General features: G+C 65.2%; 25 protein-coding genes and 2 pseudogenes. 18 read left to right on the top strand and 9 right to left on the bottom strand.

What is annotated here, in order from left to right:
• Positions 1-18: 18 nt before the first annotated feature.
• Positions 19-456 (bottom strand): hypothetical protein, encoded by a 438-nt coding sequence (locus ACFQPB_RS09170; protein WP_382222159.1) that lies wholly within the window; start codon positions 454-456, stop codon positions 19-21.
• A gap of 125 nt (positions 457-581) precedes the next feature.
• A complete protein-coding gene (locus ACFQPB_RS09165; RefSeq protein ID WP_382222156.1) occupies positions 582-1,457 on the bottom strand; it encodes a DUF4034 domain-containing protein in 876 nt (291 codons plus the stop codon).
• Between the two features lie 491 nt (positions 1,458-1,948).
• Here ACFQPB_RS09165 and ACFQPB_RS09160 point away from each other — a divergent pair.
• Together ACFQPB_RS09160 and holA are read left to right on the top strand one after the other, a co-directional pair.
• A pseudogene (locus ACFQPB_RS09160) lies at positions 1,949-2,329 on the top strand (monovalent cation/H(+) antiporter subunit G); the annotation flags it as partial.
• Positions 2,330-2,403: 74 nt separating this feature from the next.
• Entirely contained in the window at positions 2,404-3,456 is a 1,053-nt protein-coding gene (gene holA / locus ACFQPB_RS09155; protein ID WP_382222153.1) for a DNA polymerase III subunit delta, read from the top strand.
• On the opposite strand, the gene ACFQPB_RS09150 is transcribed toward holA, so the two are convergent.
• The gene (locus tag ACFQPB_RS09150; protein ID WP_382222150.1) at positions 3,453-4,382 is read right to left on the bottom strand and encodes an alpha/beta hydrolase; all 930 of its coding nucleotides are present in this window, start codon (positions 4,380-4,382) and stop codon (positions 3,453-3,455) included. The two genes, holA and ACFQPB_RS09150, sit on opposite strands and share 4 nt — an antisense overlap.
• A 56-nt stretch (positions 4,383-4,438) precedes the next feature.
• Here ACFQPB_RS09150 and ACFQPB_RS09145 point away from each other — a divergent pair, with 56 nt between their 5' ends.
• The 4 genes from ACFQPB_RS09145 (at position 4,439) to mnmA (ending at position 9,235) form a co-directional block, all read left to right on the top strand.
• Positions 4,439-5,719 (top strand): glutamate-5-semialdehyde dehydrogenase, encoded by a 1,281-nt coding sequence (locus tag ACFQPB_RS09145; RefSeq protein WP_382222148.1) that lies wholly within the window; start codon positions 4,439-4,441, stop codon positions 5,717-5,719.
• A gap of 665 nt (positions 5,720-6,384) precedes the next feature.
• Positions 6,385-7,095, top strand: coding sequence for a Crp/Fnr family transcriptional regulator (locus tag ACFQPB_RS09140; protein WP_382222145.1), 711 nt, complete (start codon positions 6,385-6,387; stop codon positions 7,093-7,095).
• 6 nt (positions 7,096-7,101) lie between these two features.
• On the top strand, positions 7,102-7,815 hold the full coding sequence (locus ACFQPB_RS09135; protein ID WP_382222142.1) for a Crp/Fnr family transcriptional regulator: 714 nt from the start codon (positions 7,102-7,104) through the stop codon (positions 7,813-7,815).
• Positions 7,816-8,116: 301 nt separating this feature from the next.
• A complete protein-coding gene (gene mnmA, locus ACFQPB_RS09130; RefSeq protein WP_382222141.1) occupies positions 8,117-9,235 on the top strand; it encodes a tRNA 2-thiouridine(34) synthase MnmA in 1,119 nt (372 codons plus the stop codon).
• Positions 9,236-9,239: 4 nt separating this feature from the next.
• Here mnmA and ACFQPB_RS09125 read toward each other — a convergent pair whose 3' ends face one another.
• The 4 genes from ACFQPB_RS09125 to ACFQPB_RS09110 all read right to left on the bottom strand — a co-directional run bounded on the left by ACFQPB_RS09125 (position 9,240) and on the right by ACFQPB_RS09110 (position 11,662).
• Positions 9,240-10,262 carry a GGDEF domain-containing protein gene (locus ACFQPB_RS09125; protein ID WP_382222139.1) on the bottom strand — a complete coding sequence of 341 codons (1,023 nt, stop codon included), beginning with the start codon at positions 10,260-10,262 and terminating at the stop codon, positions 9,240-9,242.
• A gap of 79 nt (positions 10,263-10,341) precedes the next feature.
• Positions 10,342-10,848 carry a single-stranded DNA-binding protein gene (ssb, locus tag ACFQPB_RS09120; RefSeq protein ID WP_382222136.1) on the bottom strand — a complete coding sequence of 169 codons (507 nt, stop codon included), beginning with the start codon at positions 10,846-10,848 and terminating at the stop codon, positions 10,342-10,344.
• 68 nt (positions 10,849-10,916) lie between these two features.
• Entirely contained in the window at positions 10,917-11,351 is a 435-nt protein-coding gene (locus tag ACFQPB_RS09115; RefSeq protein WP_382222133.1) for a type II toxin-antitoxin system VapC family toxin, read from the bottom strand.
• Positions 11,348-11,662, bottom strand: a complete 315-nt coding sequence (locus ACFQPB_RS09110; protein ID WP_382222130.1) for a FitA-like ribbon-helix-helix domain-containing protein — start codon at positions 11,660-11,662, stop codon at positions 11,348-11,350. Before ACFQPB_RS09110 ends, ACFQPB_RS09115 begins: the two co-directional genes overlap by 4 nt.
• Before the next feature lie 86 nt (positions 11,663-11,748).
• Between ACFQPB_RS09110 and ACFQPB_RS09105 the strand changes: the two genes are divergently transcribed.
• Positions 11,749-13,122: a chloride channel protein gene (locus ACFQPB_RS09105; protein ID WP_382222127.1), complete on the top strand. Its 1,374-nt coding sequence runs from the start codon at positions 11,749-11,751 to the stop codon at positions 13,120-13,122.
• Here the strand turns inward: ACFQPB_RS09105 and ACFQPB_RS09100 are convergent.
• The gene (locus tag ACFQPB_RS09100; RefSeq protein WP_382222124.1) at positions 13,105-14,328 is read right to left on the bottom strand and encodes an MFS transporter; all 1,224 of its coding nucleotides are present in this window, start codon (positions 14,326-14,328) and stop codon (positions 13,105-13,107) included. The genes ACFQPB_RS09105 and ACFQPB_RS09100 overlap by 18 nt on opposite strands.
• A gap of 79 nt (positions 14,329-14,407) precedes the next feature.
• Positions 14,408-15,112, bottom strand: coding sequence for a phosphoglycolate phosphatase (gene gph / locus ACFQPB_RS09095; protein WP_382222121.1), 705 nt, complete (start codon positions 15,110-15,112; stop codon positions 14,408-14,410).
• A gap of 88 nt (positions 15,113-15,200) precedes the next feature.
• Between gph and ACFQPB_RS09090 the strand changes: the two genes are divergently transcribed.
• From ACFQPB_RS09090 to ACFQPB_RS09040, 11 genes and pseudogenes are all read left to right on the top strand, one after another.
• On the top strand, positions 15,201-17,345 hold the full coding sequence (locus ACFQPB_RS09090) for a xanthine dehydrogenase family protein molybdopterin-binding subunit (protein ID WP_382222118.1): 2,145 nt from the start codon (positions 15,201-15,203) through the stop codon (positions 17,343-17,345).
• Complete coding sequence (locus tag ACFQPB_RS09085; protein ID WP_382222115.1) at positions 17,342-18,304, top strand: dihydrodipicolinate synthase family protein; 963 nt, start codon at positions 17,342-17,344, stop codon at positions 18,302-18,304. The genes ACFQPB_RS09090 and ACFQPB_RS09085 overlap by 4 nt, the downstream gene beginning before the upstream one ends.
• Before the next feature lie 3 nt (positions 18,305-18,307).
• Positions 18,308-18,784: a (2Fe-2S)-binding protein gene (locus ACFQPB_RS09080; RefSeq protein ID WP_382222112.1), complete on the top strand. Its 477-nt coding sequence runs from the start codon at positions 18,308-18,310 to the stop codon at positions 18,782-18,784.
• A complete protein-coding gene (locus tag ACFQPB_RS09075; protein WP_382222109.1) occupies positions 18,781-19,587 on the top strand; it encodes an FAD binding domain-containing protein in 807 nt (268 codons plus the stop codon). Before ACFQPB_RS09080 ends, ACFQPB_RS09075 begins: the two co-directional genes overlap by 4 nt.
• A complete protein-coding gene (locus ACFQPB_RS09070; protein ID WP_382222106.1) occupies positions 19,584-20,165 on the top strand; it encodes a CoxG family protein in 582 nt (193 codons plus the stop codon). The genes ACFQPB_RS09075 and ACFQPB_RS09070 overlap by 4 nt, the downstream gene beginning before the upstream one ends.
• Positions 20,165-20,911, top strand: a pseudogene (locus tag ACFQPB_RS09065) (aspartate dehydrogenase); the annotation flags it as partial. The gene ACFQPB_RS09070 and the pseudogene ACFQPB_RS09065, both read left to right, overlap by 1 nt.
• A 103-nt stretch (positions 20,912-21,014) precedes the next feature.
• On the top strand, positions 21,015-21,575 hold the full coding sequence (locus ACFQPB_RS09060) for a 3-hydroxyanthranilate 3,4-dioxygenase (RefSeq protein WP_382199566.1): 561 nt from the start codon (positions 21,015-21,017) through the stop codon (positions 21,573-21,575).
• A gap of 93 nt (positions 21,576-21,668) precedes the next feature.
• Positions 21,669-22,835: an ABC transporter substrate-binding protein gene (locus ACFQPB_RS09055; RefSeq protein WP_382222103.1), complete on the top strand. Its 1,167-nt coding sequence runs from the start codon at positions 21,669-21,671 to the stop codon at positions 22,833-22,835.
• A 108-nt stretch (positions 22,836-22,943) separates the two neighbouring features.
• Positions 22,944-23,864: a branched-chain amino acid ABC transporter permease gene (locus tag ACFQPB_RS09050; RefSeq protein WP_382222100.1), complete on the top strand. Its 921-nt coding sequence runs from the start codon at positions 22,944-22,946 to the stop codon at positions 23,862-23,864.
• Positions 23,861-24,838, top strand: coding sequence for a branched-chain amino acid ABC transporter permease (locus ACFQPB_RS09045; protein WP_382222097.1), 978 nt, complete (start codon positions 23,861-23,863; stop codon positions 24,836-24,838). The genes ACFQPB_RS09050 and ACFQPB_RS09045 overlap by 4 nt, the downstream gene beginning before the upstream one ends.
• Positions 24,835-25,593: an ABC transporter ATP-binding protein gene (locus ACFQPB_RS09040; RefSeq protein WP_382222096.1), complete on the top strand. Its 759-nt coding sequence runs from the start codon at positions 24,835-24,837 to the stop codon at positions 25,591-25,593. Before ACFQPB_RS09045 ends, ACFQPB_RS09040 begins: the two co-directional genes overlap by 4 nt.
• The last annotated feature ends 1 nt before the right edge of the window (position 25,594 follow it).

The following is a 25,594-nucleotide window of genomic DNA, read 5'->3' as shown; positions in this document are numbered from 1 at the left end:
AGGCGCGAAATGCGCCCCCTACTTGTCAGCCTGCAACTCCGTGAGCAAGTGCAATGGCCTCACATCTTTTGATTTGACATCGTCTTCATTCAAGGTGATGTATTTTTTGTTCAAATAAACTTGAATGCGGGACCAGGAGTCGCCATAGGGCTGCCTTAACGTCAACACGACTTTTCCATCATGCAGGTAATTGATGCCGTTGCCGCCATGAGTGGCTTTGTAGCGCAAGGCTTTTCCATCGATCCCTTCGTTAAAAGCTTGGTGTCCGGTGGTCTTTAATATCACATCGTAGAGATCATTTTCATTTTTTTCTGCGAAGTGCGCCATTTCGACTTCTACACCATCACCCTTGAGAAATTTTCCATATGGATTCACCACTGGTCGCTCTTGCGCTGCGCTGAGTGTGCAAAAAAACGCCAAGGCGGCGAATGTTATTTTCAATGCGTTGATATTCATTAATGTTCGATATGTAGTCAAGTGACGACTGACTAAAGCGGTTTAGGTAATGTCTGCCGAAAGCGGGTGCTGACTGTGGGGGTTGGTCATATAAATATTTAGGCTCTTAATAGGGTTTGATAGTTCTATCGCAGATAGGTTCTGATCATTCCTTTGCGTGCAGACGTGGAGTTCTCGCACATGCTTTGGGCTTGCTTGTAAATGGCATGTGCCTGCTCCTTGTTTTTTTCAATCACCTCTTGATGGCTCGCTTTGCCTAAAACCACGTTGTAGTTTAGGTAGTGAGCGCTTTGAGTCGAAAGCGTTTTCTTGGCCTGCTCAACCATTTGATCCAGCAGTTCAAAAGAGCCGCCCCAACGCGGACTGAGATAGTTGACGGCATTGATGCGTGCGGCGAGGTTTTTGGGATCGACCTGATTGGCTACTTGAAGCCATTGGGCCGCATGTTGCCCAGCCGCTTGACCTTGGCTCGCGGCGATGCCAATCGCAATACTATGGGGCAAGGCCGAATGGGGGTCGAGTCGCATGGCTGTTTCCAAGTAGGCCATCGATTTTTCGTTGAACTGCTTCATTGCGCCCAATTGGGCGCGGCTGACCTGTGCAGCAGGACGATCACTGCGAGCGAAGCTGGCTTGCTGTGCATAAAAGCTGCCGGCAAGCAAGTTGGCAAAAAACGATTGAGGGCGCTGATCCACCCACATGTGCACCAATGCCTCTTGTCCCATGCTGAATGTTTCCAGCTCAACAAGTGTGCGCAACGTCAACAAGTCTCCACCCTCTGAGTTCAAATTGTTTTTGTGAAGCGTGGCAAGTAATTTTTCAAGTTTTTCATATTGACCGTTGCTCAGCAGTTCGACTCGTTGTGTAAAGTCCATGCCAACGGAATCGCCGGGGACCAACGTACATTCTGCCGCCTGCGCAGTCCCCATGCATGCACTCAATGTCATTGCGACAACCAGTCGCGAGTTGCTTAATTTTCGAACGATTGACTTTGAAGACATCATAATTTCCTCCTGGATATGTTGATTGATGCGTTGACGCTAAGAAATAAATTGCGATCAATGGGGTTTGAGGGGTTGCAGTAGATGCAGGCTCATTGCGCTCTGGTTGTTTAAAGTGATTTTTCTGAATTTTGCAAGCACAGGATTCTAGATAACTTAAATTCAGTCTCGTTCTGGTCCTGCAAAATCTGTTATTTGATGTTGCAGTGCTTTGGTTGACTGGTTTGAAGCTTTGTTTGAAAAGCAGTGGCGCCAGAATATATGTGGCGACGTGCCTTGCGTTGGTTGCACATCGCTGCAATTTTCTGGACCATTACTGTATGAGGACGCCACGCAGAGCACAAGTGAATTGACAAAAAATGCATTTCACCGAAATGAATCCCAGCTGATCGCAGCGTGTTGTTGATGCACGTGTTCAATGTCGAGGACGAGGCCGCTTTTATTGCCCACTGCAAAGCAGCCTACGAGCAACCCTTGCAGTAGATTTTTGAATGAGCCCGCTGCTCTTGGCCAACATCACCGTGACCTTGCTGCTGTTCATGGCGGCGATGCTGATGGGCCTGTGGAGCTTGCTGCGCGGACCCCACGCGCAGGACCGCGTGCTGGCCCTGGATTTTCTTTACGCCGTGGGCATGCTGGTGCTGGTGCTGGGCAGTGGCGCGGTGGCTTTGCTGTCGGGTTTGGGTCTGTGGCGCCTACCCGATTTTTTCTTGCGCATGCACGCCCCCGCGCTCGTCTTCACCCTCGCGGCATGGGACGTCACTTTTGCCTTCATCGTTCACTTCAGCGCCACCGGCCAGGGACTGGCGCTGCACGTGTGGCTGATCATCATCGTGTTGTCGATCACCGCGCCGGTCTGCAGCATGCTGCTGATGCGGGCCGTGCTGTTCCGCCGCCGCTGTCCGAGCGGGATTGAAGCACGGGGCGCCGACGATAATCCGTGCCCATGCAAGTCCCCTCGGCCCAGATCGCCCCACACCTTCAGCGTGGCCTCAAAAGCCTGTACACGCTGTACGGCGACGAACCCCTGCAGCAACAAGAGTGCGCCGATGCCGTGCGCAGCGCGGCACGGGCGGCGGGCTACACCGACCGCAGTGTGTTCACCGTGGCCGGTGCCCATTTCGACTGGAGCGAGGTTTTGGCCGCTGGTGGCTCGCTCAGCCTGTTCGCCGACAAGCAGATCGTGGAGATCCGCATCCCGTCGGGCAAGCCGGGCAAAGACGGCTCACAGGCTTTGCAGCAACTGGCCGAGGCCGCGCGTGGCAACGACAGCGTGTTGACCCTGGTGTTTTTGCCGCGCCTGGACAGCGCCACCCAAAAGGGCGCGTGGTTTGGGGCGCTGGACGCCAATGGCATCACCGTGCGCACCGACCCCATCGAACGCCTGGCCTTGCCGCAGTGGATTGCGCAACGCCTGCAAGCCCAAGGCCAGCGTGTGCAGGCCGGCGAGGCCGGGCAGCGCACGCTGCAGTTTTTTGCCGACCGCGTGGAGGGCAACCTGCTCGCGGCGCACCAGGAGATTCAGAAACTGGGCCTGCTGTTTCCCGAAGGCGAGTTGTCGTTTGAGCAGGTGGAAAGCGCGGTGCTCAACGTGGCCCGTTACGACGCCTTCAAGTTGGCCGAGGCGGTGCTGGGCGGGCAGTTGGGCCGTGCCCAGCGCATGCTCGACGGCCTGCAGGCCGAGGGTGAAGCGCCGGTGCTGGTGCACTGGGCCCTGGCCGACGACGTGCGCACGCTGCACCGCGTCAAGCAGGCCATGGCCGAGGGCAAGCCTTTGCCCTTGGCCTTGCGCGAAAACCGCGTCTGGGGCGCGAAGGAAAAGCTCATGGAGCGTGCCCTGCCGCGCATCACGGCCGCCCAGGCGGCGGCGTTTGTGGTGGATGCACACCGGGTGGACGGCATCGTCAAAGGCCTCAGGCAGGCCGATTGGCCCAGCGACCCGTGGCAGGCCTTGCACCGCCTGGCCATGGGCGTGTGCCGGGCCTGCGCAACACGTTAAGGGCGCAACGCCCGCCTGAGCGCGTCGGCGCACAAGGCGACGGCTTCGTTGGCCTCGTCGATCACCCGGCCCATGGGCATGAAACCGTGGATTTGCCGCTCAAAGCTCAACAGCGTCGCGCGGACACCCGACTCGCTGAGCCGCTGCGCGTAGGCGATGCCTTCGTCGCGCAAGGGGTCGTAGCCGGCGGTGAGTACCAGCGCGGGTGGCAGTCCCGCCAGGTCGGGGTGGCGCAGCGGCGAGGCGCGCCAGTCGTTGTCCTGCGCCGGGTCGGCGATGTAGTGGTCGTGGAACCAGGTCATGGTGTCGGCCGTCAGCAGGTAGCCCTGTGCGTTGCGCCGGTGCGAGTCGTGCGTGCGGTGTTGGTCGGTGGCCGGGTAAATCAGCAGTTGAAAGGCCAGTGGCACCTCGCCACGCAGCGTCAATGCCACCACCGCCGCCAGGTTGCCGCCCGCGCTGTCGCCGCCCACCGCCAGGCGGGTGGCGTCCAGCCCCAGCGCAGCGGCTTGGGCCGCCACCCAGCGCGTGGCGGCGCAGGCGTCATCCACGGCGGCCGGGAAAGGGTGCTCCGGTCCCATCCGGTAGTCCACCGACACCACCACACAACCCGAGGCGATGGCCAGCTGCCGGCACAGGGTGTCGTGGGTGTCCAGGTCGCCAATCACCCAGCCGCCGCCGTGGAAGTACACCAACGCCGGGCGCGGGCCCGCGCCGTCGCCGTGGCGGTACAAGCGCAGCGCAATGGGGCCGTGAGGGCCGTCGGCCACCAGCGCCTGCACGGTGTCGATGGGTGGTGGCTCGGGCTGGGTGATGTGGCGACGTTCGCGGTAGAAGCGGCGGGCCTCCTCCACGCTCAAGGTGTGGGTGGGCGGCACGCCACGTTCGATGATGAGGTCGAGCAGGGCGCGGGCTTGGGGGTGCAGCATGGGGCCTCCAGGGGTGTGTGGGCGCAGTTTAGGTGCGTCGGTGCGAAAATGCCGTCATGAACGCGATGAATGTCCCCGAACTGATGCAGACCCTGGGCGTGCAGGCCCGCCGCGCCGCTTTCGAGATGGCACGTGCCCCGGCCGCGCGCAAGCGCGATGCGTTGCTGGCCTTGGCCCGCCTGCTGCGCGCCAACGTGGACGCCCTGCAGGTGGACAACGCCAAGGATCTGGAGCGTGCCCGTGCCAACGGGCTGAGCGAGCCCATGGTGGACCGCCTGAAACTCACGCCCAAGGTGCTGGAAACCTGCGCCGAAGGCTGCGAGCAGCTCGCCGCCATGGCCGACATCATTGGCGAAATCATCGGCATGAAGCAGCAGCCCAGCGGCATTCGCGTGGGCCAGATGCGTGTGCCCATCGGGGTGTTCGGCATGATTTACGAGAGCCGGCCCAACGTCACCATCGAGGCCGCCAGCCTGTCCATCAAGAGCGGCAATGCGTGCATTCTGCGCGGTGGCTCTGAGGCCATCGACAGCAACCGCGCCCTGGCCAAACTGGTGCAACAGGCCCTGGCCGAGGCCGGCCTGCCGGTGGACGCTGTGCAGCTTGTGCCCACCACCGACCGTGCTGCCGTGGGCCAGCTCATCACCATGCCTGCCTATGTGGACGTGATCATCCCGCGTGGTGGCAAGGGCCTGATCGAGCGCATCAGCGCCGAGGCCAAGGTGCCCGTGATCAAGCACCTGGATGGCAATTGCCACACCTACGTGGACGACCCTTGCGACATCGCCATGGCGGTGAAGGTGGCCGACAACGCCAAAACGAACAAGTACAGCCCCTGCAACGCCAGCGAAGGTCTGTTGGTGGCGCGTGGTGTGGCGGCCGATTTTCTGCCGCGCATTGGTGCCATCTACGCACAAAAAGGCGTGGAAATGCGTTGCTGCCCCGAGGCCAAGGCGCTGCTGGTGGCTGTGCCCGGCGCGCAGGTGAAAGATGCGACCGAGCAGGACTGGTTTGAGGAGTACCTGGCGCCCATCATCAGCATCAAGGTGGTGAGCGGCGTGGACGAGGCCATTGCCCACATCAACCGCTACAGCAGCCACCACACCGACGCCATCCTCACCACCGACCATGTGCACGCCCAGCGCTTTTTGCGCGAGGTGGATTCGGCCAGTGTCATGGTCAACGCCAGCACGCGCTTTGCCGATGGCTTCGAGTACGGCTTGGGGGCGGAAATTGGCATCAGCACCGACAAGTTCCACGCGCGTGGGCCGGTGGGCATCGAGGGCCTGACCTCGCTGAAGTACGTGGTGCTGGGCGAAGGCGAAGTGCGCGGCTGAGGGGCTGTGGCCAGCCCGGTGGTGGGCGAAACGGGCTGCCATGCCTTCCCGACGCCACCGGGTGTGTCCCGGCTGTGTCCATGGCAGCCCGCCCGTTTTCCCTGAATGTTCTGCTGACCCTCTGTGGGGCCTGAACCGTCGGCTGCTCTGTGGCGCCGTGTGGGTTGTTCGCTCCCTGATCGCTGCGTTCTCTGACGCTTGGGCTCCCTGGCAGTTTGGACGGGTGGTGTTGCGCCTCCCCGGATCGGATGCATGGCACCGATCCCGCAACAGTCACCCGTCCCCTGTCTTCTTCTTGTCTCGCCGTGTGGCGCCTCCCTGTGACGCTGACCGACTTTTCCCTCCCTGTACCGGCCCATCGCTTCGTGGTGGCGATGTGTGTCCCGGTGAGATGAAGTGTGGCCTCAAAGGTAAAAACAAACTTCCGCTCTTGTGACATTTGTGTCAGATGCTGGAAAGTTTTTCACCGATCCCTTGTCACGTTGTTGCGGGCCCAACTGTAGTCAAAAAGTGCATACAAGATGCTCGGAGAAATGGGGAGAGGGCCATTCCTTAGATAAAAAATGCGGAATTTGTAACTAAGGTGACTTTTCGGTCAGAATGGGGGTGAGATCGGGTTGACACACGGCGGACTGGCCGAGCACCCGTCAAAAGCCTTCAGCACCATGAACCCCAACGATGCCGCCTTGTCGCCTTTTGGCGTGAGGACCAACGGTCCCACCATCCACGACTTCCCCGAGGAGGCGCGTGCGTTTCTGCGCGACAACGGTCAGATGCGGGTGTACCAGCGGGGCGAAACGGTGCAGCGCACCCGGGTGCCGCTGACCGCGGCGGCCTGGCTGCAAAAAGGCCGCTTGCGCACCGTTGTGTACCAGCCCGACGGTTCGGAGCATGCCCGAGGGTGGGTCATGACCGAGGAGCTGTTTGGCCTCTTCAATATACTGCTGCCCGATTGCCCCGCGCTCAACCACCTGGTGGTGGACACGGACGAGGCGCACGTCCTGCATTTTTCGCGCGACCTCCTGCTTGACATGATGCACCGCTTCCCCGACGCCCGGTGGGGGGTGTCGGTGGCGCTGAGCCGGCGCATCGCGCAGATGTCCGATTTCATCGACGTCACCGGTCCGGGCTTGCTGGAAGACAAACTTCGCGCCTTGCTGGTGTGGTGGTCGAGCCACTATTCTGTGCCCGCACGCGACGGCAGCGTGGAGCTGTGGGTCACACAAAACGACTTGGCCAATGGCGTGGGTGCCTCCCGCCAGCGCGTGCAGATGGAACTGAAGGCCATGCGCGACCGAGGCGAGCTGGACGTGGCGTACCGCAAGATCGTTTTGCGACCGCGTTTTTTTGAGCAACTTCAGGCGACCCAGGGCTGATTGACGATGAACGACCCGAGTGGCGCTTTTTCTCCCTTCGGCATCAAAACGGTGGGCTTCACCGTGCACGACCTGCCGCCCGAGGCACGCCACCTGCTGCAGACGCGTGGCACAAGGCGGCGTTACCGCCGGGGTGAGGAGGTGCAGCGCCGCGGGGTGGTGCCGGCGCATGCCTCATGGCTGTTGAGCGGGCGTTTGCACTGCATGGCGGCGCATCCCGACGGGGCCGAATTGCACGGCGGCTGGATCATGGCGCAAGAGATTTTTGGCATCAACAACTTGATGTTGAACCGCAGTTCACGCATGACCATCCGCGTTGACACACCCGACTGCGAGGTGCTGCATTTTCCGCTGGAGGTTTTGCGCGAGCTGGTCATGACCCTGCCCGAGGCCGGCGTGGGCGTGGCCGTGGGCTTGAGCAAACGGCTGCGTCAGCAGTTCGACATCATCGAGGTGGTGGGCCAGCGCACCCTGGCCGGCAAGTTGCGGTCGGTGTTGCGTTGGTGGAGTACTCACCACGGCATCCCTGCGCGCGATGGCAGTGTGGAGCTGTGGGTGGGGCAAGGTGATTTGGCCACGGGTGTGGGTGCCTCCAGGCAGCGTGTGCACGAAGAGTTGAAGCACTTGCGTCAGAGCGGCGACATTGAGCTGGCGTACCGCAAGGTGATCCTGTACCCGCGGTTTTTTGAACACCTCGATTCGCCCGCCGCTCCCGACTGAGGCCCCCAAAAGCAGTTCAGGCGGGGTGTGTTGCGCCTCCCCGGATCTCTCGATCCCGCAACACACACCCGCCTTCCTGTCTTATCGTCGTCGCTCTGTGGCGCCTCTCCCTTTTTCGCTCCCTCTGTTCTTCTGCTGACTTTTTGTTATTGCTCCCTGCTGAGTCCGTACTGTGCCGGGGAATGTCACGAAAGAAATCCACAACCGTGACATTTCCGTCAGATACCGTCAGCTTGGGTTCAGACGGGGTTTTCGCACCGTCAAGCCTCCGCTGAGGACGCTGGCGGGATAATCCTGCCCCATGAACCCCAAGCAGCGTGTGGTCGTCGGCCTGTCCGGCGGCGTGGATTCGGCCGTGAGCGCCCATTTGCTCAAGCAGCAAGGCCATGAGGTCATCGGCATCTTCATGAAGAACTGGGAAGACGATGACGATAGCGAGTACTGCTCGTCCAACATCGACTTCGTGGACGCCGCCAGCGTGGCCGACGTGATTGGCATCGAGATCGAGCACGTCAACTTCGCGGCCGAATACAAGGACCGCGTGTTCGCCGAGTTCCTGCGCGAGTACTCGGCCGGCCGCACGCCCAATCCCGACATCCTGTGCAATGCCGAGATCAAGTTCAAGGCCTTTCTTGACCACGCCATGCGCCTGGGTGCCGAAAAAATCGCCACTGGCCACTACGCACGCGTGCGCGAGCACGGCGGTGCTTTCCAGTTGCTCAAGGGCCTCGATGCTTCCAAGGACCAGAGCTATTTCCTGCACCGCCTCAACCAGGCGCAGCTGAGCAAGACGCTGTTCCCGGTGGGTGAACTGCACAAAACCGAGGTGCGTCGCATCGCGGCGGAGATTGGCCTGCCCAACGCCAAGAAGAAAGACAGCACCGGCATCTGTTTCATCGGCGAGCGGCCGTTCCGCGACTTCCTCAACCGCTACATCGCCAAAGAGCCCGGCCCCATCAAAGACGACAAGGGCCGCACCATCGGTCAGCACCAAGGCCTGAGCTTCTACACCCTGGGCCAGCGCCAGGGCTTGGGCATTGGTGGTGTGAAGGAAAAAGGCGCACAGCGTGGCGGTGGTGAACACGCGCCCTGGTTTGTGGCGCGCAAAGACGTGGCCAAGAACACGCTGTGGGTGGTGCAAGGCCACGACCACCCGTGGCTGTTGTCGCCCACCCTGCGGGCGCAGGACGCGAGCTGGGTGGCGGGCGTGCCGCCAGCGGCTGGCAACATCGCCGCCAAGACGCGTTACCGGCAGAGCGACGCGCCGTGCCGATTTGCGCCCGAGGGCGAGCGGGGCTTCCGTCTGGATTTCAGCGAGGCCCAATGGGCGGTCACGCCGGGGCAGTCGGCCGTGTTGTACGACGGCGAGGTGTGTTTGGGTGGCGGTGTCATCGACACCGAGGCGGCCGACTTCGCTTGACCGATCAGGCCGCCAGGCTCACCCGGTCGCGGCCACTTTCCTTGGCTTGGTACAGCGCCTTGTCGGCACGGGCGATCCAGGCGGTCGCGTCTTCGCCTTGCTGCTGCGTGGCCACACCGGCCGACAGCGTGAGCGTGAGCACCACCTCGTTGGTTTGTTTGTGGCGAATTTTGAGTGCCTTGGTGCGCAGGCGCACGCGCTCGGCCACTTCCTTCGCCAGTGCCGGTGTGGCGTGGGGCAACAAAATGGCGAACTCCTCGCCACCATACCGTGCCACCGTGCTGCCGGCCTCGCCCACCGACAGCCTGAGCAATTCGCCCAGGGCGCTGAGCACGCGGTCGCCCATCAGGTGGCCGTGGCCGTCGTTGATGGCCTTGAAGTGGTCGATGTCCAGCATCACCAGCGCGTGTTGGGTGCCGGCGTTGGGCGGGGTGCGCAGCAACTGGCCCATCTTGTGGTCCAGCCCTTTGCGGTTGAGCACGCGGGTGAGCGCGTCCACAAACACGTCTTCCCGGGCGCGCTGCAGGTCGGTGCGCAGCTGCTCGATCTCGCGCTGACTGGCGGCGACCTGTGCCTGCAGCGCGGCCGCCGAGCTGCGCATCGCCTCGGTCTGCTGCAGCGCCTGGCCCAGGTGCAGGCCCAGGCGCTCGGTGTCGCTGGATTGCAGCGCCTGCGACAGGCCGGCCAGGTGTTGTGTGAAGTCGCCCGCCTCGTTGCCGGTGCGCGCCGCGCTCTCCGACATGCCCGTCATCACCCGCTGCATGTCGCCACTGATGCGCTCCATGGTCTTGTCGTCGATGCCGGCGATGTGTTCGCGGTACAGGCGCACCATGGTGTTGTCGCTCAGGCGCGCTTCGGTGCGGGTGAAGTGGTCAAAGGCCTGGTTCAGGCGGCCGTTGATGCCGGCGACGTATTCGTAACACACGGCGTAGGTGACCGGGTTGAAAGCGGCGCTGTGCTGGTTCATCAGTGCCAGCACGGCACGCAGCAGTTCGGCGCTTTTTTCCTTGGATTCGGTGTAGAGCATGTCTCGGGCAAACCAGGTGGGTCAAAAGGCAAACAAAACAAACAACAGGCAAAAAAAACCCGCCGAGGCGGGTCGCCCGTCAGAACGGGATGTCGTCGTCCATGTCTTCAAAACCGCTGCTGGCCGGTGCCGGCCGGGCAGCGGGTTGGCGGGGTGCGGCAGCGGGCGCGGCCGCACGCGGTACAGCCGCCGGGCGGCTGTAGCCACCACCACCACCACCGCCCTCGTCACCGGGGCCACCCATGCCTTCACGGCCGCCCAGCAACTGCATTTCGGTGGCGATGATGTCCACCGTGTTCTTCTCCACGCCGGTGGCCTTGTCCACGTAGGTGCCGTATTTGAGCCGGCCTTCAACGTAAATGGGGCGGCCCTTTTTGACGTATTCGCCGGCGATCTCGGCCAGGCGGTCGTAGAACGTGACGCGGTGCCACTGCGTGTCTTCCACCGTTTCGCCGGTGTTGCGGTCCTTGCGGCGGCTGGAGGTGGCCACACTCACGTTGGCCACGGCCTGGCCCGAGGGCAGGTAGCGAATTTCGGGGTCGCGGCCGCAGTTGCCGACGAGGATGACTTTGTTGACGGATGCCATGAGTGGAATGTCCTGATGTGAGTACCGAGATTGTGCCGCAAGTGGCTTGGCCTGGCGCTGATGGCTGGTCAGTCGAGGTGGGCCAAGTGATTGGTAGCGGCGCGCGCCAGCGCCTCATCGAAGGTGGCCAACGGGCAGCGCAGCTCGGCGGCCAGCCACAGGTAGGCCGCGTCGTAGGCGCTCAGGCCGTAGCGCTGGGCCAGATCGACCACTTGCACCGGGTCCGTGGCGTGCAGTTCGATGTCCAGCTCGGCGGCGATGGTCAGGCCGGTGAGCGCGTGGGTCTCGCCGCGTCGGTGTTTTTTGAGGGCCACACTGGCGATTTCGCTGCTCAGCAAATGGGGTGCGTGCAGATTGCGGCCGTCAAACCGGCCCTGCGCCGCTTCAAACCAGGGTTCGCGGAACACCAGGCCAGCCACGGCGCTGCAGTCCACCACCAGCGGTGGGCGCTCCAGGTAGCTCGGCGGCGGCTCGGCCACAAACAGCGGGGCGAGCGCGGTCATCGACTGTCGCGGTCTTCGCGGATGAGGGCCAGGCTGGAGGCCTGCTCGGCGATGGGCTGCGGGTGGCGGGCCCGCAGTTCCGCGCTCACCTGTTCAATGGTTTTCCAGCCCCGGCGCACCGGGCCCAGGCCACCTGCCGGGGTTGTACGGCGCAACACCGCGCCCGAGGTGGGGCGCACGCCGACCTCGTGCACCGCCTGCTCCAGCAAGGCCATCAGTTCGCCTTGGAGCGAGCGGTGGTTGCGCGCAGCCCGTTGGCGCAGGGCGTTGGCCCAGTCGTCGGGCACGTCTTTGATGGAAAGATGAGGCATTTTGAAGCCATTTCAGATGTGGTTTCATTTTGAATTCGTTGTGGCGCATATTCAAGCGCCGCAGGCTGGAAACTACACTGCAGCCGATGAAAGGCGAGCCCGATTTCCTGCAAAACCTGCGCAACGAGATGGGCGATGGCCGCCAGTGGCTGGACCGCGCCGTTGTGATCACCTTTGCGGTGCTGGCCGGGCTGGCGGTGGTGGGCTTCACCCTGTTGGCCGATGCCGCATTTGAGTGGTTTGACGCCTTGCGAAGCGCCGCCTGGTGGGCGCCGTTGCTGTGGACGCCCGCTGTCACCGCGCTGGTGGTGTGGGCCGTGCGGCGCTGGGCCCCGGCGGCGGCGGGCTCGGGCGTGCCACAGGTGATGTGTGCGTTGGCGCCCGAGGTGCCGGCCACCTCGCGCGGGCGGTTTGTGTCGCTGCGCATCAGCGCGGCCAAGGTGCTGGGGGTTTCGGGTGGTTTGCTGGCCGGCCTGTCCATCGGCCGGCAGGGGCCGTCGGTGCAGGTGGCCGCGGGTGTCATGCACCACGCGCGCCGCTACCTGTCACCCAAAACCGCCATCTCCGAACGCGAATTGCTGGTGGCCGGTGGGGCCGCCGGCATCGCGGCGGCCTTCAACACGCCGCTGGGCGGCATCGTGTTTGCCATCGAAGAGTTGAGCCGTCGGCTGGAGCAGCGCAGCAGTGGCCTGATGTTGGCGGCCATCGTGGTCTCAGGTCTGGTGGCGGTGTCGGCGTTCGGCAACCTGTCCTACTTTGGTCGGGTGCGGGCGGAGGCGGTGTCGTGGTGGGCCCTGGTGGGGCCCGGCCTGCTGGTGGCGGTCGCCTGCGGGCTGCTGGGCGGTTTGCTCGCTCGGTTGATGATCGCATCCTTCACGGGTCTGCCCGACCGCTTCTGCGCCTTCCGGCGCCGTTACCCGGTGCGGTTTGCCGCCGCCTGTGGTTTTGTGGTGGCCGTGATTGGGGTGGTGAGCCAGGGGGCCGCGCTGGGCGGTGGGCATGACCACACGCGCGAGTTGTTGGCGCTGCCGTCGGCACAAGAACACACGCCTGTGCTGTTCACCTGGCTCAAGTTTGTGGCCTCGTGGCTGTCGGCCTGGGCCGGCGTGCCGGGCGGCATTTTTGGCCCCAGCCTGTCGCTGGGTGCGGGCGTGGGCGCCGACGTGGCCTGGTTGACCGGCTCGCCCCACCTGCAGGCCTTGATTGCGCTGGGCATGGCCGCGTTTCTGGCGGCGGTCACGCAGACGCCCATCACCGCCATGATCATCGTGATGGAAATGACCGATGGCCATGGCATGGTGCTCAGCCTGATGGCCGCCGCTCTGCTGGCCAGCCTGGTGTCGCGCATGATCAGCCGGCCGCTCTACAGCACCTTGTCCCAGCTCATGCTGCGGGGTGTGGTGGACAGCCCGGCGCCTGCCGCACCCGAGGCGTCTGGCGCTTCAGTGCGCCGGGACTGAGGCCGCGTTGCGGGGCGCTTGTGGTGCCATGCCCCAGGCCACCGCCAGCCACAACACCGTGAGCGCGGCGGCGGCAACAAAAACGGCTTGGCTGCCGTGCTGGCGCAGCAACCAGCCGCCGGCCGCGCCACCGGCAAAAAAGCCCAGCGACTGCAGCGTGTTGTAAACCCCCAGCGCGGTGCCTCGGTGGGCAGAAGGTGCAAGGCGGGACGCCAGGCTTGGTTGGCTGGCCTCCAACGTGTTGAAGCCGACAAAAAACACACACAACAGCGCGGCGAGCAGCGGCACCGAAGGCGCCTGCTCGCTCAGCAAAAAGCCCACCTGCGCCAGCACGATGAGGCCAATGGCCAGCAGAAACACCGCGCGCAGGTAACCTTTGCGCTCCAGCCGGAACAGCCCGCCGCCCATGATGAGCAGCGACACCACCATGGCCGTCAGATAGACCTGCCAGTGGTCGGCGGCCGGCAGGCCCGCGCCCACCAGCAAGGCTGGCACCACCATCCACATGGCCAGTTGCACCGCGTGCAGCACAAACACGCCCAGGTTCAGCCGCAACAGGCCACCGTGGGCCAGCACCTCGCGCAGGCCACCGCGCCCTGCGTCCTTGTGTTGAGGCGGCTCGGGCGGCACCACCCAGGCCACCAGGGCCATGCCGCCCAAAGCGAGCGCCGCCGTCAGACCAAACAGCCCGCCCAACCCGATGCGTGCGGCCAGCCAGGGCGCCAGCACCAGCGACAGCGCAAACATCAGGGCGATGCTGGCGCCCACCATGGCCATGGCCTTGGTGCGGACCTCATCGCGGGTGACGTCGGCCAGAAAGGCGGTGACGGCCGCCGAGATGGCGCCCGCGCCCTGCAGCGCGCGGGCCGCCGCCAGCCAGTGCACCGAAGGCGCCCAGGCCGCCAGGGCGCTGCCCAGCGCAAACACCGCCAGGCCCGCCAGGATGACCGGCTTGCGGCCCCAGCGGTCAGAGGCCATGCCCAGCGGCATCTGCAACACGGCCTGGGTGAGGCCGTACAGGCCCATGGCCAGACCCACCAGGGCCGGGTCGTCGCCACCGGGCAGGCGCTGGGCTTCCAGCGCAAAGACCGGCAGCACCAGGAACAGGCCCAGCATGCGCAGCGCAAAGATGGCCGCCAGCGAGGCGCTGGCGCGCCGCTCCAGCGGGGTCATGCGGTGGGGGTGGTCGGGAACGGAGGCGGACACGCGGTACAGGAGACGGTACTGGGGGCAAAGGGCGCGTTGGGCCGGGCCGGCGCGCCAGAAATGAAGCGGCTATTGTCCCTCAAGCCCGTTGCACGTTTGCCAGCCCCGGCCATTCGCTCAGCTGGGCGAGCGAATCCACCAGCGCGTCGTGTGGCGCCTCGGCGATCGGCTCGCCGTGGTTGTAGCCGTAGGTGACCAGCACCACCGGGCAGCCGGCGGCGCGTGCGGCCAGGCCGTCGTTTTGCGAATCGCCCACCATCAGGGTGCGTGCGGGCGCCGTGCCCAGGGCTTCGCAGGTTTTCAGCAGGGGCAGCGGGTCGGGCTTTTTGCGCTCAAAGCTGTCGCCGCCGAACACATGCGAAAAAAAGCCGGCCAGCCCTTTGTCGTGCAGCAGGGGTTGCGCGAAGGCCAGGGGCTTGTTGGTGACGCAGGCCAGGGGCAGGCCGGCATCGCGCAGGGCTTGCAGGCCGGCCAGCGCGCCGTCGAACACCTGACTGAAACGGCCGTTCACATGGAGGTAGTGCCGCTGGTAGGCGGCCCAGGCGACGGGCAGGCGCGCGGCGGGGTCGGGTTCGCCCAAGTGCGCCATGGCCGACAGCAGCAGGTTCTCCGAGCCCTTGCCGATCATGCGTTCAACTTGCGCGCGGCCCAGGGCCGGCAGGTGCAGCTCGGCCAGTGTGCGGTTGAGGGCTTCGACAAAATCGCCCAGTGTGTCCACCAGGGTGCCGTCGAGATCGATGATGGCGGCCTGCAGTTGGCTGGCGTTGCGCAAAGTGGGTTTCATGTGGCTGGGCTGATGAATCGTTCAGAAAAATGCGATTGTCCGCGCGCGGACTTTGGCCTGAAATACACGCCTCACTGCAACAGCCGCCATGAACGCCTTGTCCCACCCTGCCACGCCCCCCTCCGCACCTTTGGCGCGTGTCGAAGACCGGCGTTTGCTGACCGGTCAGGGGCGTTACGTGCACGACGTGGTGCGCCCCGGCATGTTGTTCGCCGCGTTTGTGCGCAGCATGCACGCCCATGCGTCTATCCAGGCGCTGGACCTGGAGGCGGCGCGTGCCTCAGAAGGCGTGGTGGCGGTGTTCGACGGTGCGGCGCTGGCGGGCCTGCGCCTGCCCGGCGCCAACCCGCTGTGGCCGGTGAGCGATGGGCACCGTGCGTCGTTGTTGCCCACTGACACAGCCACCAGCGTGGGCCAGCCCTTGGCCGTGGTGGTGGCGCGCAGCGCGCGAGCGGCCGCGCTGGCCGCCGAGGTGGTGTGGGCCGATGGCGAGGCTTTGCCCGCACAGACCGACCTGGGTGCGCAGGGCTCGGTTGTGAGCGAACTGGTCTGCCGAGCGGGCGCCCCTTCGGCGGACATCGCTGCAGTGTGTGTGACCGTCGCCCACACCCAGCCGCGTGTGCTGGCGTTTGCCATGGAGCCCCGTGCCGTGGTGGCCGAGTGGGATGAGGCGGCGCAGTCGCTGTGTGTGTGGCTGGGCACCCAGACGCCGTCGCGGGCGCGCGGCGACATCGCTTCGGTGCTGAACCTGCCCGTGGCCCAGGTGCGTGTGATCGCGCCCGATGTGGGCGGCGCGTTTGGCGCCAAGTCTTCGCTCACGCCCGAAGAACTGGTGGTGGCCTGGCTGGCGCGCGAGCTCAAGGCCTGTGTGAAGTGGACCGCCTCGCGTTCCGAAGAATTCACCTCGGGTGTGCACGGCCGGGGGGCACAACTGCAGGGCAGCTTGGCGCTGGGCGCCGACGGCCGTTTTGAACACCTGCAGGCGGCGTTGCGTTTCCCCGTGGGCGCGTGGCTGCCGTTCAGCGCGTTGGTGCCTTCGCGCAACGCGGCCCGCATCCTGCCCGGCCCTTACCGCGTGGCCGGCGTTGATATCACCTCCAGCGCAGAAACGTCGAATGCGGCGGCGGTCAACATCTACCGCGGCGCTGGCCGGCCCGAGGCCGCGCTGCTGATGGAGCGCCTGGTGGAGCGCGCCGCACGGGCGCTCAGGATGGACCCGATCGAACTGCGCCGCCGCAACCTGATCACCGCGAAAGACATGCCGTTTGCCACGCTCACCGGCGAGACGCTGGACGCCGGTGACTACCGCGCCGCGCTGGACCACGCCTGCGAGGCCTTTGGCTATGCCGCCGAACGCGCCCGCCAGGCCGAACGCCGCGCCGCGGGCGAGTGGGTGGGCATCGGCGCTGCCCTCTACATCGAACCCTGTGGCCAGGGCTGGGAGAGTGCGCGTGTCACCTTGCGTGCCGATGGCTCGGTGCGGGTGGCCAGCGGGTCGTCCGCCCAGGGTCAGGGCCATGAAACCAGTTACGCGGCCATCGCCGCGCAGGCCCTGGGCGTGGCGCCCGAACGCATCGAGGTGGCACATGGCGACACCGCCACCTGTCCCGAGGGCATTGGCGCGTTGGCCAGTCGCAGCATGGCGATTGGTGGCAGCGCGGTGCTGCTGGCCGCGCAGGACGCCGCGCGCCGCCGCGATGCGGGCGAGGCCTTGCCGCTGACGGCCGAACACATCTACACCGCGCCCGCCGAAGCCTGGAGCTACGGCTGCGTGATCGCCCGTCTGCACATTGACCGCGACACCGGCAAGCCCACCATCGAGCGCATCGTCTGGGCCGACGACGCGGGCCACATCGTCTCGCCACAACTGGCCCAGGGCCAGTTGCTCGGCGGCATGGCGCAAGGCATTGGCCAGGCCTTGTTCGAGCGCCTGGTGTACGACGCCGAAGGCCAGCTCGTCACCGGCTCGCTGATGGATTACGCCGTGCCCCGCGCCGACGACATGCCGCCCCTGGACGCCGTTGACCTGGTGGGCCTGCACCAGCCCACCCAGGCCAACGCGCTGGGCGCCAAAGGTGTGGGCGAGGCCGGCTGCATTGGTGTGCCTGCCGCCCTGCTCAACGCCGCCGCCGACGCGCTCTCGCCCGTGGGCGAAGTGGACCTGGACTTTCCTCTCACCGCCGAGCGCCTCTGGCGCGCCACCCAATCCCCCTTTTCGAAAGTTGCCCCATGAGTACCAAGTACGCCAAACAAGACGCCAAGGCCTACGCCCGCCAGCATTTCCGTGGCGTCTGGGCGGCCACCGCCACGCCGTTCAACGCCGACCTGTCGCTGGACGAAGCGGGCTTTCGCCGCAACCTCCAGCACTGGATTCACACGCTCAAACTCGGTGGCCTGTTCGTGAGTGGCAAACAGGGCGAGTTTTTCTCCATGTCGGTGGCCGAGCGCAAGCGCACCTTTGAACTGGCGGTGGAAGAAGCCGCTGGCCACTGCGGCATCGTGACCTCGTGCTCCGACACCAACCTCGACGTGGTGCTGGACCTGGCCCGCCACTCGCAAGCCATCGGCGCCGACTACATCGTGGTGCACAGCCCCGTGCTGCACTTCCACCACGACGCCGAGGCCACGGTGTACGAGTACTACCGCCACCTCAGCGAGCAGCTGGACATTGGCATTGCCTTGTGGAACCACCCCGACTGCGGCTACATCATGAGCCCCGAGCTGTGCGCGCGCATTGCCGAGCTGCCCAACATCGTGGCCATCAAGTACAGCGTGGACCGCCCGCTCTACAAAAAGCTCACCGAACTCGCGGGCGACAAAATCCTGGTCAGCACCGCCTCTGAAGAGGAGTGGCTGGACAACATCATCGAACTGGGCTGGCAGCTCTACCTGTGCTCGACCCCGCCCTTTCTGCTGCAAACGGCGGTGGACCAGCGCATCAACGACTACACCCGCCTGGCCTTTGAAGGCAAACACGCCGAAGCGCGTGCCGTGCGCGACAGCCTCGCCCCCGCACGTCAGGCCTTCAAGTCGGCGCGGCCCAGCGGCACGCCGCAGGCCTACACCAAATACTGGATGGAGCTGTTGGGCCAGGTGGGCGGCCCGGTGCGCCGGCCGTTGCTCAACCTGACCGACGCCGAAAAAGCCGCCACCCGCGAGGCCTTGGCCCGCAGCGGCCTGAAGCTGGCCTGAGCCATGGGTGGTGTGTCCCTCAAGGTCAATGGCCAGCCGGTGCTGGGCGGTGAAGACGCGTCGCAAACCCTGATCGAGCTGCTGCGCGACCAGTTGGGCCTGACAGGCACCCACGCCGGCTGCGACACCGCCCAGTGTGGTGCCTGCACCGTGCTCGTCGATGGGCTGGCCGTCAAGTCGTGCAACGTGCTGGTGCGCCAGCTGCCCGGCGCCGAGGTGCAGAGCATTGAGGCCCTGGCCGCGCCCGACGGCACCCTGCACCCCATGCAGCAGGCCTTTGGCCAACACCACGCGCTGCAGTGTGGCTACTGCACCCCCGGCATGGTGATGCGCGCCGTGGCCATGGCCGCCGAAGACGTGCCGGCCGAACCCGATGCGGTGCGCCCTGCGCTGGCAGGCAACCTGTGCCGTTGCACCGGCTACAGCGGCATCGTCACGGCGGTGTGCCAAGGGCTGCGCCAGATGCGGGCGGCGCCATGAGTGTGTTGGACTTTCGCACCGCGACCCGGATGGCCGATGCGGTGGCCTGGCTGCGCGAAGACCCCGACGCCAAGCTGCTGGCCGGTGGCCAAACTTTGCTGGCCGCCATGCGCCTGCGCCTGGCCGCGCCCACGCTGCTCATCGACCTGCAGGCCCTGCCCGAGCTGAAAGGCCTGCGCGAAGACGCGGGGCAGCTGTGGGTGGGCGCCATGTGTTCCCATGCCCAGGTGGCCGCCTCGCCCCTGGTGCGCCAGCGCCTGCCCGGCCTGGGGCGGCTGGCCGCCGGCATCGCCGATCAGCAGGTGCGCAACCGGGGCACGCTGGGCGGCTCCATTGCCAACGCCGACCCGGCGGCCTGCTGGCCTGCGGGTGTGCTTGCCCTGGGCGGCACGGTGGTGACCGACCGGCGCGAGATCACCGCCGACGACTTTTTCCAGGGCTTGTTCAGCACCGCGCTGGAGGCTGACGAGGTGCTGGTGGGTGTGCGGTTTCCCCTCGCGCCGCGCCTGCACTACCTCAAGTTCGAGCAGCCCGCCTCGCGGTTTGCGCTCACCGGCGTGGCGGTGGCACGCACGGCCGACGGCGTGCGTGTGGCCCTCACTGGCCTGGGGCATGGCGTGTGCCGCTGGCCTGAGGCCGAGGCCGCGCTGGCGCGCCGTTTTGATGCCCAGGCCTTGAACGGCCTGGTGGTGGACGCGGCGTTGGCCAGCAGCGATCTGCATGCCAGCGCCGAGTACCGCGCCCACCTGGCAGGTGTGCTCACCCGCCGTGCCGTCCAACAACACCTCACCAGCGCACCATGAACTTCCAAGGCACACAAACCCTGAACCAGCCGCTGCAGCGTGTGTGGGACGCCCTGCTCGACCCCGCCGTGCTGCAGCAATGTGTGGCGGGGTGCGACAAGTTCGAACGCACCAGCGACACCGAATACGTCAGCAGCGTCAAGGTCAGCATCGGCCCCGTGTCGGCGCGTTTTGCCAGCACCATGACCTTGCTGGAGATGACGCCTCCCAGCGCCTGTACCCTGCGCTTCGCCGGGCAGGGTGGGGTGGCCGGTTTTGGCAAAGGCGAGGCCAAGGTGGCGCTGACCGCGGTGTCGGCCACCGAAACGCGGCTCGACTGGACGGCCGACGCCCAGGTGGGCGGCAAGATCGCACAGCTGGGTGCGCGCCTGATCGACGGTACGGTGCGCAAGATGAGCGAGGACTTTTTTCAGCGTTTTGCCGCCCTGCTCGTGGCTGCGCCGGCCGATGCGGCGCCTGGCGAAGCGGCGTCGGTGTCCCCGCCCACAAAGCCCACCCCACCGCAGGCCGTGCCCGACAGCGTGTGGGTGGCCACCTTGTTGGTGGGGGCCGCCGTGTTGCTGTGGTGGTTGGCCTGATGCTTGCCCCTCGCCGCACCCTCGCCCCCCAGCGTGTTGCGCTGATGGGGCTGGGTGCCATCGGCCAGCGTTTGGTGACGTTGCTGCTGGCGCGGCCCGATGAGTTTGAGCTGGTGGCCGTGCTGGTGCGTGACACCGCCCGTGCCGCCAGCGAGTGGCCCTCACTCGCGCACCTGTTGGTGGCGGACACACACGCGCTGCTGAACACTCGCCCCGACGTGGTGGCCGAATGCGCCGGCCACGCGGCGGTGGACGCGCACGCCGAAGCCATCTTGTGCAGCGGCACCGATCTGGTGCTGGTGTCGGTGGGCGCGTTGGCCGATGGGGCGCGCCTGGCGCGGCTGCAGGCCGCTGCGCGCGCCGGTGGTGGCCAGCTGCGGCTGGTGCCGGGTGCCATCGGTGGCCTCGATTGGTTGGGCGCGGCCCACAGCGCTGGGCTCGACGAGGTGACCTACCGGGGGCACAAACCCCCGCTTGCGTGGCTGGGCACGGCCGCGGCCGACACGCACGACCTGGCCCAGCTCCGCCGCGCCACCTGTGTGTTCCGTGGCAGCGCGGGCGAGGCCGCCTTGCGTTTCCCGCGCAATGCCAACGTGGCCGCCACCGTTGCCCTGGCCACGCTGGGCCTGGAACAGACGCGGGTGGAGCTGTGGGCCGATCCGGATGCCGTCGACAACGTGCACGAGATCGAGGCCTCGGGCGCGGCCGGCCGGCTCACGCTGCGCCTGGCCAACCGGCCCGACCCGCTGAACCCGCGCACGTCACACATCACCGCCCACAGCGTCTGGCACACCCTGGCGCGGCGCCGCTGTGTCGCTTTGAAGATTCCTATCACACCGAGGAGAACCCATGCGAGCCCCCATCAACTTTGCGCGCTGGACACAAGAGCACCAGCATTTGCTCAAACCCCCTGTGGGCAACCAGCAGATCTGGACCGACTCGGACATGATCGTCACCGTGGTCGGCGGGCCCAACCAGCGCTCCGACTTCCACGACGATCCCTTCGAAGAGTACTTCCACCAGTTCAAAGGCAATGCCCACCTGCTGATCGCAGACCGGGGCAAATTCGAACGCGTGGATCTGCGCGAGGGCGACATCTTTCTGTTGCCCGCCCATGTGCGCCATTCGCCCCAGCGTCCTGAAGCCGGCAGCCTGTGCACCGTGATCGAAATGCCCCGCCCTTTGGGCACGAAAGATGCTTTCGAATGGTATTGCGCTGCCTGTGGTCAGCGCGTCTACCGGGCCGAGGTCCAGTTGGCCAGCATCGTTGAAGACTTGCCGGTGGTCTACCAGCGGTTTTACGCATCGTCGGTGGCCGAGCGCACGTGTGCGGCATGCGGCGAGGTGCACCCGGGCAGCGACTGGCAGGCCTGGCACGCTACCCGCGTGCGCGCTGGCACCGGTGGGTGAGGGTTTGTACTGATTAGGCTTAGTTAATTTAGGTCTAAACTAATTTCAACGCGGTCGGTGGTGGCCGTTTTTTTGTCCCCAAGGAGTGTCCTCATGAAGTTCAAACTGAGTGGTCTGGTGTTGGCAGTGGGTGTGATGGCTTGGGGCGGTGTGGCCCAAGCGCAGGTCAAGATCGGTTTCCTGGGCACCCTGTCCGGTCCGGCCGGCGCGCTGGGTCAGGACCAGTACGACGCCTTCATGCTGGGGCTGGAACACGCGGGCGGCAAACTGGGTGGCCAGGCGGTGCAGGTCATTCGCGAAGACGACCAGCTCAAACCCGACTTGGGCGTGCAACTGGCGCAAAAACTCATCGAGCGCGACAAGGTCAACATCATCACCGGCGTGACCTTCTCCAACGTCATGATGGCGGTGCACAAGCCCATCACCGACGCCGGTGTGCTGCTGCTGGGCTCCAACGCCGGCCCCACACCCATCACCGGCAAGGGCTGCAGCCCGATGTACTTCAGCACCTCGTGGAACAACGACTCGCTGCACGAGTCCATGGGCCAGCACGCCACCGATGCCGGCTACAAAAAGGTCTACCTGCTGGCGCCCAACTACCAGGCCGGCAAAGACGCACTCTCGGGCTTCAAGCGCTTCTACAAAGGCACGGTGATCGACGAGGTCTACACCCAGGTCAACCAGCCCGACTACTCGGCCGAAATTGCCCAACTGCAAGCCGCCGCGCCCGACGCCATCTATGTGTTCTACCCTGGTGGCATGGGCGTGAACTTCGTCAAACAGTACCGCCAGGCCGGCCTGCTGGGCAAGATTCCGATGTTGTCCACCTCCACGGTCGATGGCACCACCTTGCCCGCCCTCAAGGACCTCGCGCTGGGTGCGGTCACCGGCTCGCCTTACAGCCCCGACCTCGACAACCCGCAGAACAAGAAGTTTGTGGCCGACTTCCAGGTCAAGTACAAGCGCCTGCCCTCGTTGTACGCGGCGCAGAGCTACGACGCCGCCATGCTGCTGAACTCGGCCCTGACCAAAACCGGCGGCAAGACCGACAACAAGGAAGCCCTGCGCGCCGCAATCAAGGCGGCCGATTTCAAATCGGTGACCGGCCCCTTCAAGTTCAACAACAACCAGTTCCCCATCCGCAACTTCTACCGCGTGGATGTGGCCAAGGACGCCTCGGGTCAAGCCGCTTTTGTGAACAAGGGCGTGGCACTCAAGGACCACGCCGACGCCTACCACAAAGAGTGCCCTCTGAAGTGATCTGAAGCGGGCAGAGAACCCGGCCCACCCCGCAGCGCGGGGGGGCTTCTTGTTGGGAGGCGTGCACCCGGGGGGTGACGCACGCCGTCACACATCCACAGGTGCGCCATGACCCTATCCCTGTTTGTCATTCAGATGCTCAACGGGCTGCAGCTCGGGGTGCTTCTTTTCATGTTGTCCGCCGGTCTCACGCTGGTGTTCGGCATCATGAACTTCGTCAACCTCGCGCACGGCAGCCTGTACATGATGGGCGCCTACTTTGCCGCATTTGCCTACGGCCACACCGAATCGTTTTTGCTGGCGGCGGTGGCCGCCCTGGTGGGTTCGGCCTTGCTGGGCATGTTGATGGAGAAGGTGGTCGCCTCGCGCCTCTACACCCGCGACCACCTCGATCAGGTGTTGGCCACCTTCGGCCTCATCCTGTTCTTCAACGAGCTGGTGCGCATGATCTGGGGCCCGTCGCCGGTCTACATGAACATGCCCGATTGGCTGTCGGGTGCCATCGATCTGGGCGGCATCATGTACCCCGCCTACCGCTTCGTCATCATCGTGGTGGGCTTGCTGGTGGCGCTGGGCTGCTACCTGCTCATCAGCAAAACGCGCGTGGGCATGTTGATCCGCGCGGGCTCCAGCAACCCCACCATTGTGGCCGCGCTGGGCGTCAACATCCAGTTGCTCAATGCACTGGTGTTTGCGTTGGGCGCCACCCTGGCGGGGCTGGCCGGTCTCATGAGCGGCCCCATTCTGTCGGTGCAGCCGGGCATGGGTGAACCCATCCTCATCATGGCCATGATCGTGATCGTCATCGGTGGCATCGGTTCGGTGCGCGGGGCCTTCTATTCGGCGCTGATTGTGGGCCTGATCGACACCGTCGGTCGCGCCTTCCTGCCCATGTTGCTGCGCGAGTTCCTGGACCGCAGCACCGCCATGGCCGCCGGCCCGGCGCTGGCGTCCATGCTGATTTCCATCTTCATGGCCCTGGTGCTGGCCTTCAAGCCGCAAGGCCTCTTTCCGGTGAAAAACGCATGAACACGAAGCGCATCTCCTTCTGGTTCACCGTGCTCTTGGTGCTGGCGCTGCTGCTGGTGCCGCTGTACGCGCAGGTGGCGGCCGAACCTTTTGCCATCACCTTTGTGAGCCGCGTGCTGGTGTTCGGTATTGCCGCCATCAGCCTCAACCTCATCCTGGGGTTTGGGGGCATGGTCAGCTTCGGCCACGCGCTCTACCTGGGCCTGGGCGCCTACGTGGTGGGCATCGCCGCCCACCACGGCAGCGACAACGGCTGGCTACAACTGCTCATCACCGTGGGCCTGAGCGCCGTCATCGGCGCGCTCACCGGGCTGGTGTCGCTGCGCACCGTGGGTGTGGCCTTCATCATGATCACGCTGGCCTTTGCGCAGATGTTCTACTTCCTGTTTGTCAGCCTCAAGCAGTACGGTGGTGATGACGGTTTGTCCATCCCCACGCGCAGCCAGTTCGGTCCGCTGGACCTGGGCTCGCCACTGGCGCTGTACTACACCGCGCTGGTCTTGCTCCTGCTGGCGTTGCTGCTGTCGCACCGGCTGGTGCATGCGCGTTTCGGCATGGTGTTGCAGGGCGCACGCGTCAACGAGCGCCGCATGAAGGCCATGGGTTTTGCCACCACCCGCTACAAGCTGTTGGCCTACGTGGTGTCGTGTGTGTTGTGTGGCATGGCCGGCCTGCTGTACGCCAACCTCACCGGTTTTGCCGCGCCCGCTTACCTGGCCTGGACGGTGTCGGGCGAGATCATCGTGATGGTGGTGCTCGGGGGCATGGGCACCGTGCTGGGGCCGGTGGTGGGCGCACTCACCTTGCTGGTCACCGAAGAAATCCTCAAGGCCATCACCGAACACTGGATGCTCATCCTGGGTCCGTTGATCGTGCTGGTGGTGCTGACCGCCAAACGTGGCATCTACGGCTACATGCTGGACTATGACGAGCGCCGCGAACGCCGCTTGCTGGCCGCAGGAGACAAACCATGAGCGCCCCCCTGCTGAAGGTCAGCGACCTGGTCAAACGTTACGGTGGCCTGCTCGCCACCGACCACCTCTCGCTGGCCCTGCAACCGGGCGAGCTGCACGCCATCATCGGACCCAACGGCGCCGGCAAAAGCACCCTGATTGGCCAGCTCGGCGGCGAGGTGTTTCCCAACAGCGGTCGCATCGAGTTCGACGGTGAGGACATCACCGCGCTGTCGCCCGCACCACGCGCCCTGCGTGGCCTGGCCCGCTCGTACCAGATCACCTCGGTGTTTCCCGAGTTCACCGTGCTGGAAAACGTGGCCCTGGCGCGCCAGGCGCACTGCGGCCACAGCCTGGGCTGCTGGAAGCCGGTGCTCCAACAGCCCGAGCTGGTGGACCCCGCGTTGCGCACCATCGCCCAGACCGGCCTGAGCCACCGCACCCACACCCGCGTGTCCGAACTCGCGCACGGCGAGCGCCGCCAGCTGGAGCTGGCCATGGTGCTGGTGGCCAGCCCGAAGTTGCTGCTGCTCGACGAACCCATGGCCGGCATGAGCCACCAGGAGTCGGGCAAGGTGGTGGACATGCTGCGCGCCCTCAAGGGCCGCTACACCATCCTGCTGGTGGAGCACGACATGGACGCGGTGTTCGCGCTGGCCGACCGCATTTCGGTGCTGGTCTACGGCCGCATCATCGCCACCGGCACCCCCGACGAGATCCGCGACAACCCCGACGTCCGCACCGCCTACCTCGGCGATGAAACCCTGGATGCCTAAG

The sequence above is a fragment of the Hydrogenophaga atypica genome, from assembly GCF_042665215.1.
GTDB lineage: Bacteria > Pseudomonadota > Gammaproteobacteria > Burkholderiales > Burkholderiaceae_C > Hydrogenophaga > Hydrogenophaga defluvii_A.
The sequence above is the reverse complement of the archived record's forward strand: the minus strand, read 5'-3'. Positions and strand labels throughout refer to the sequence as shown.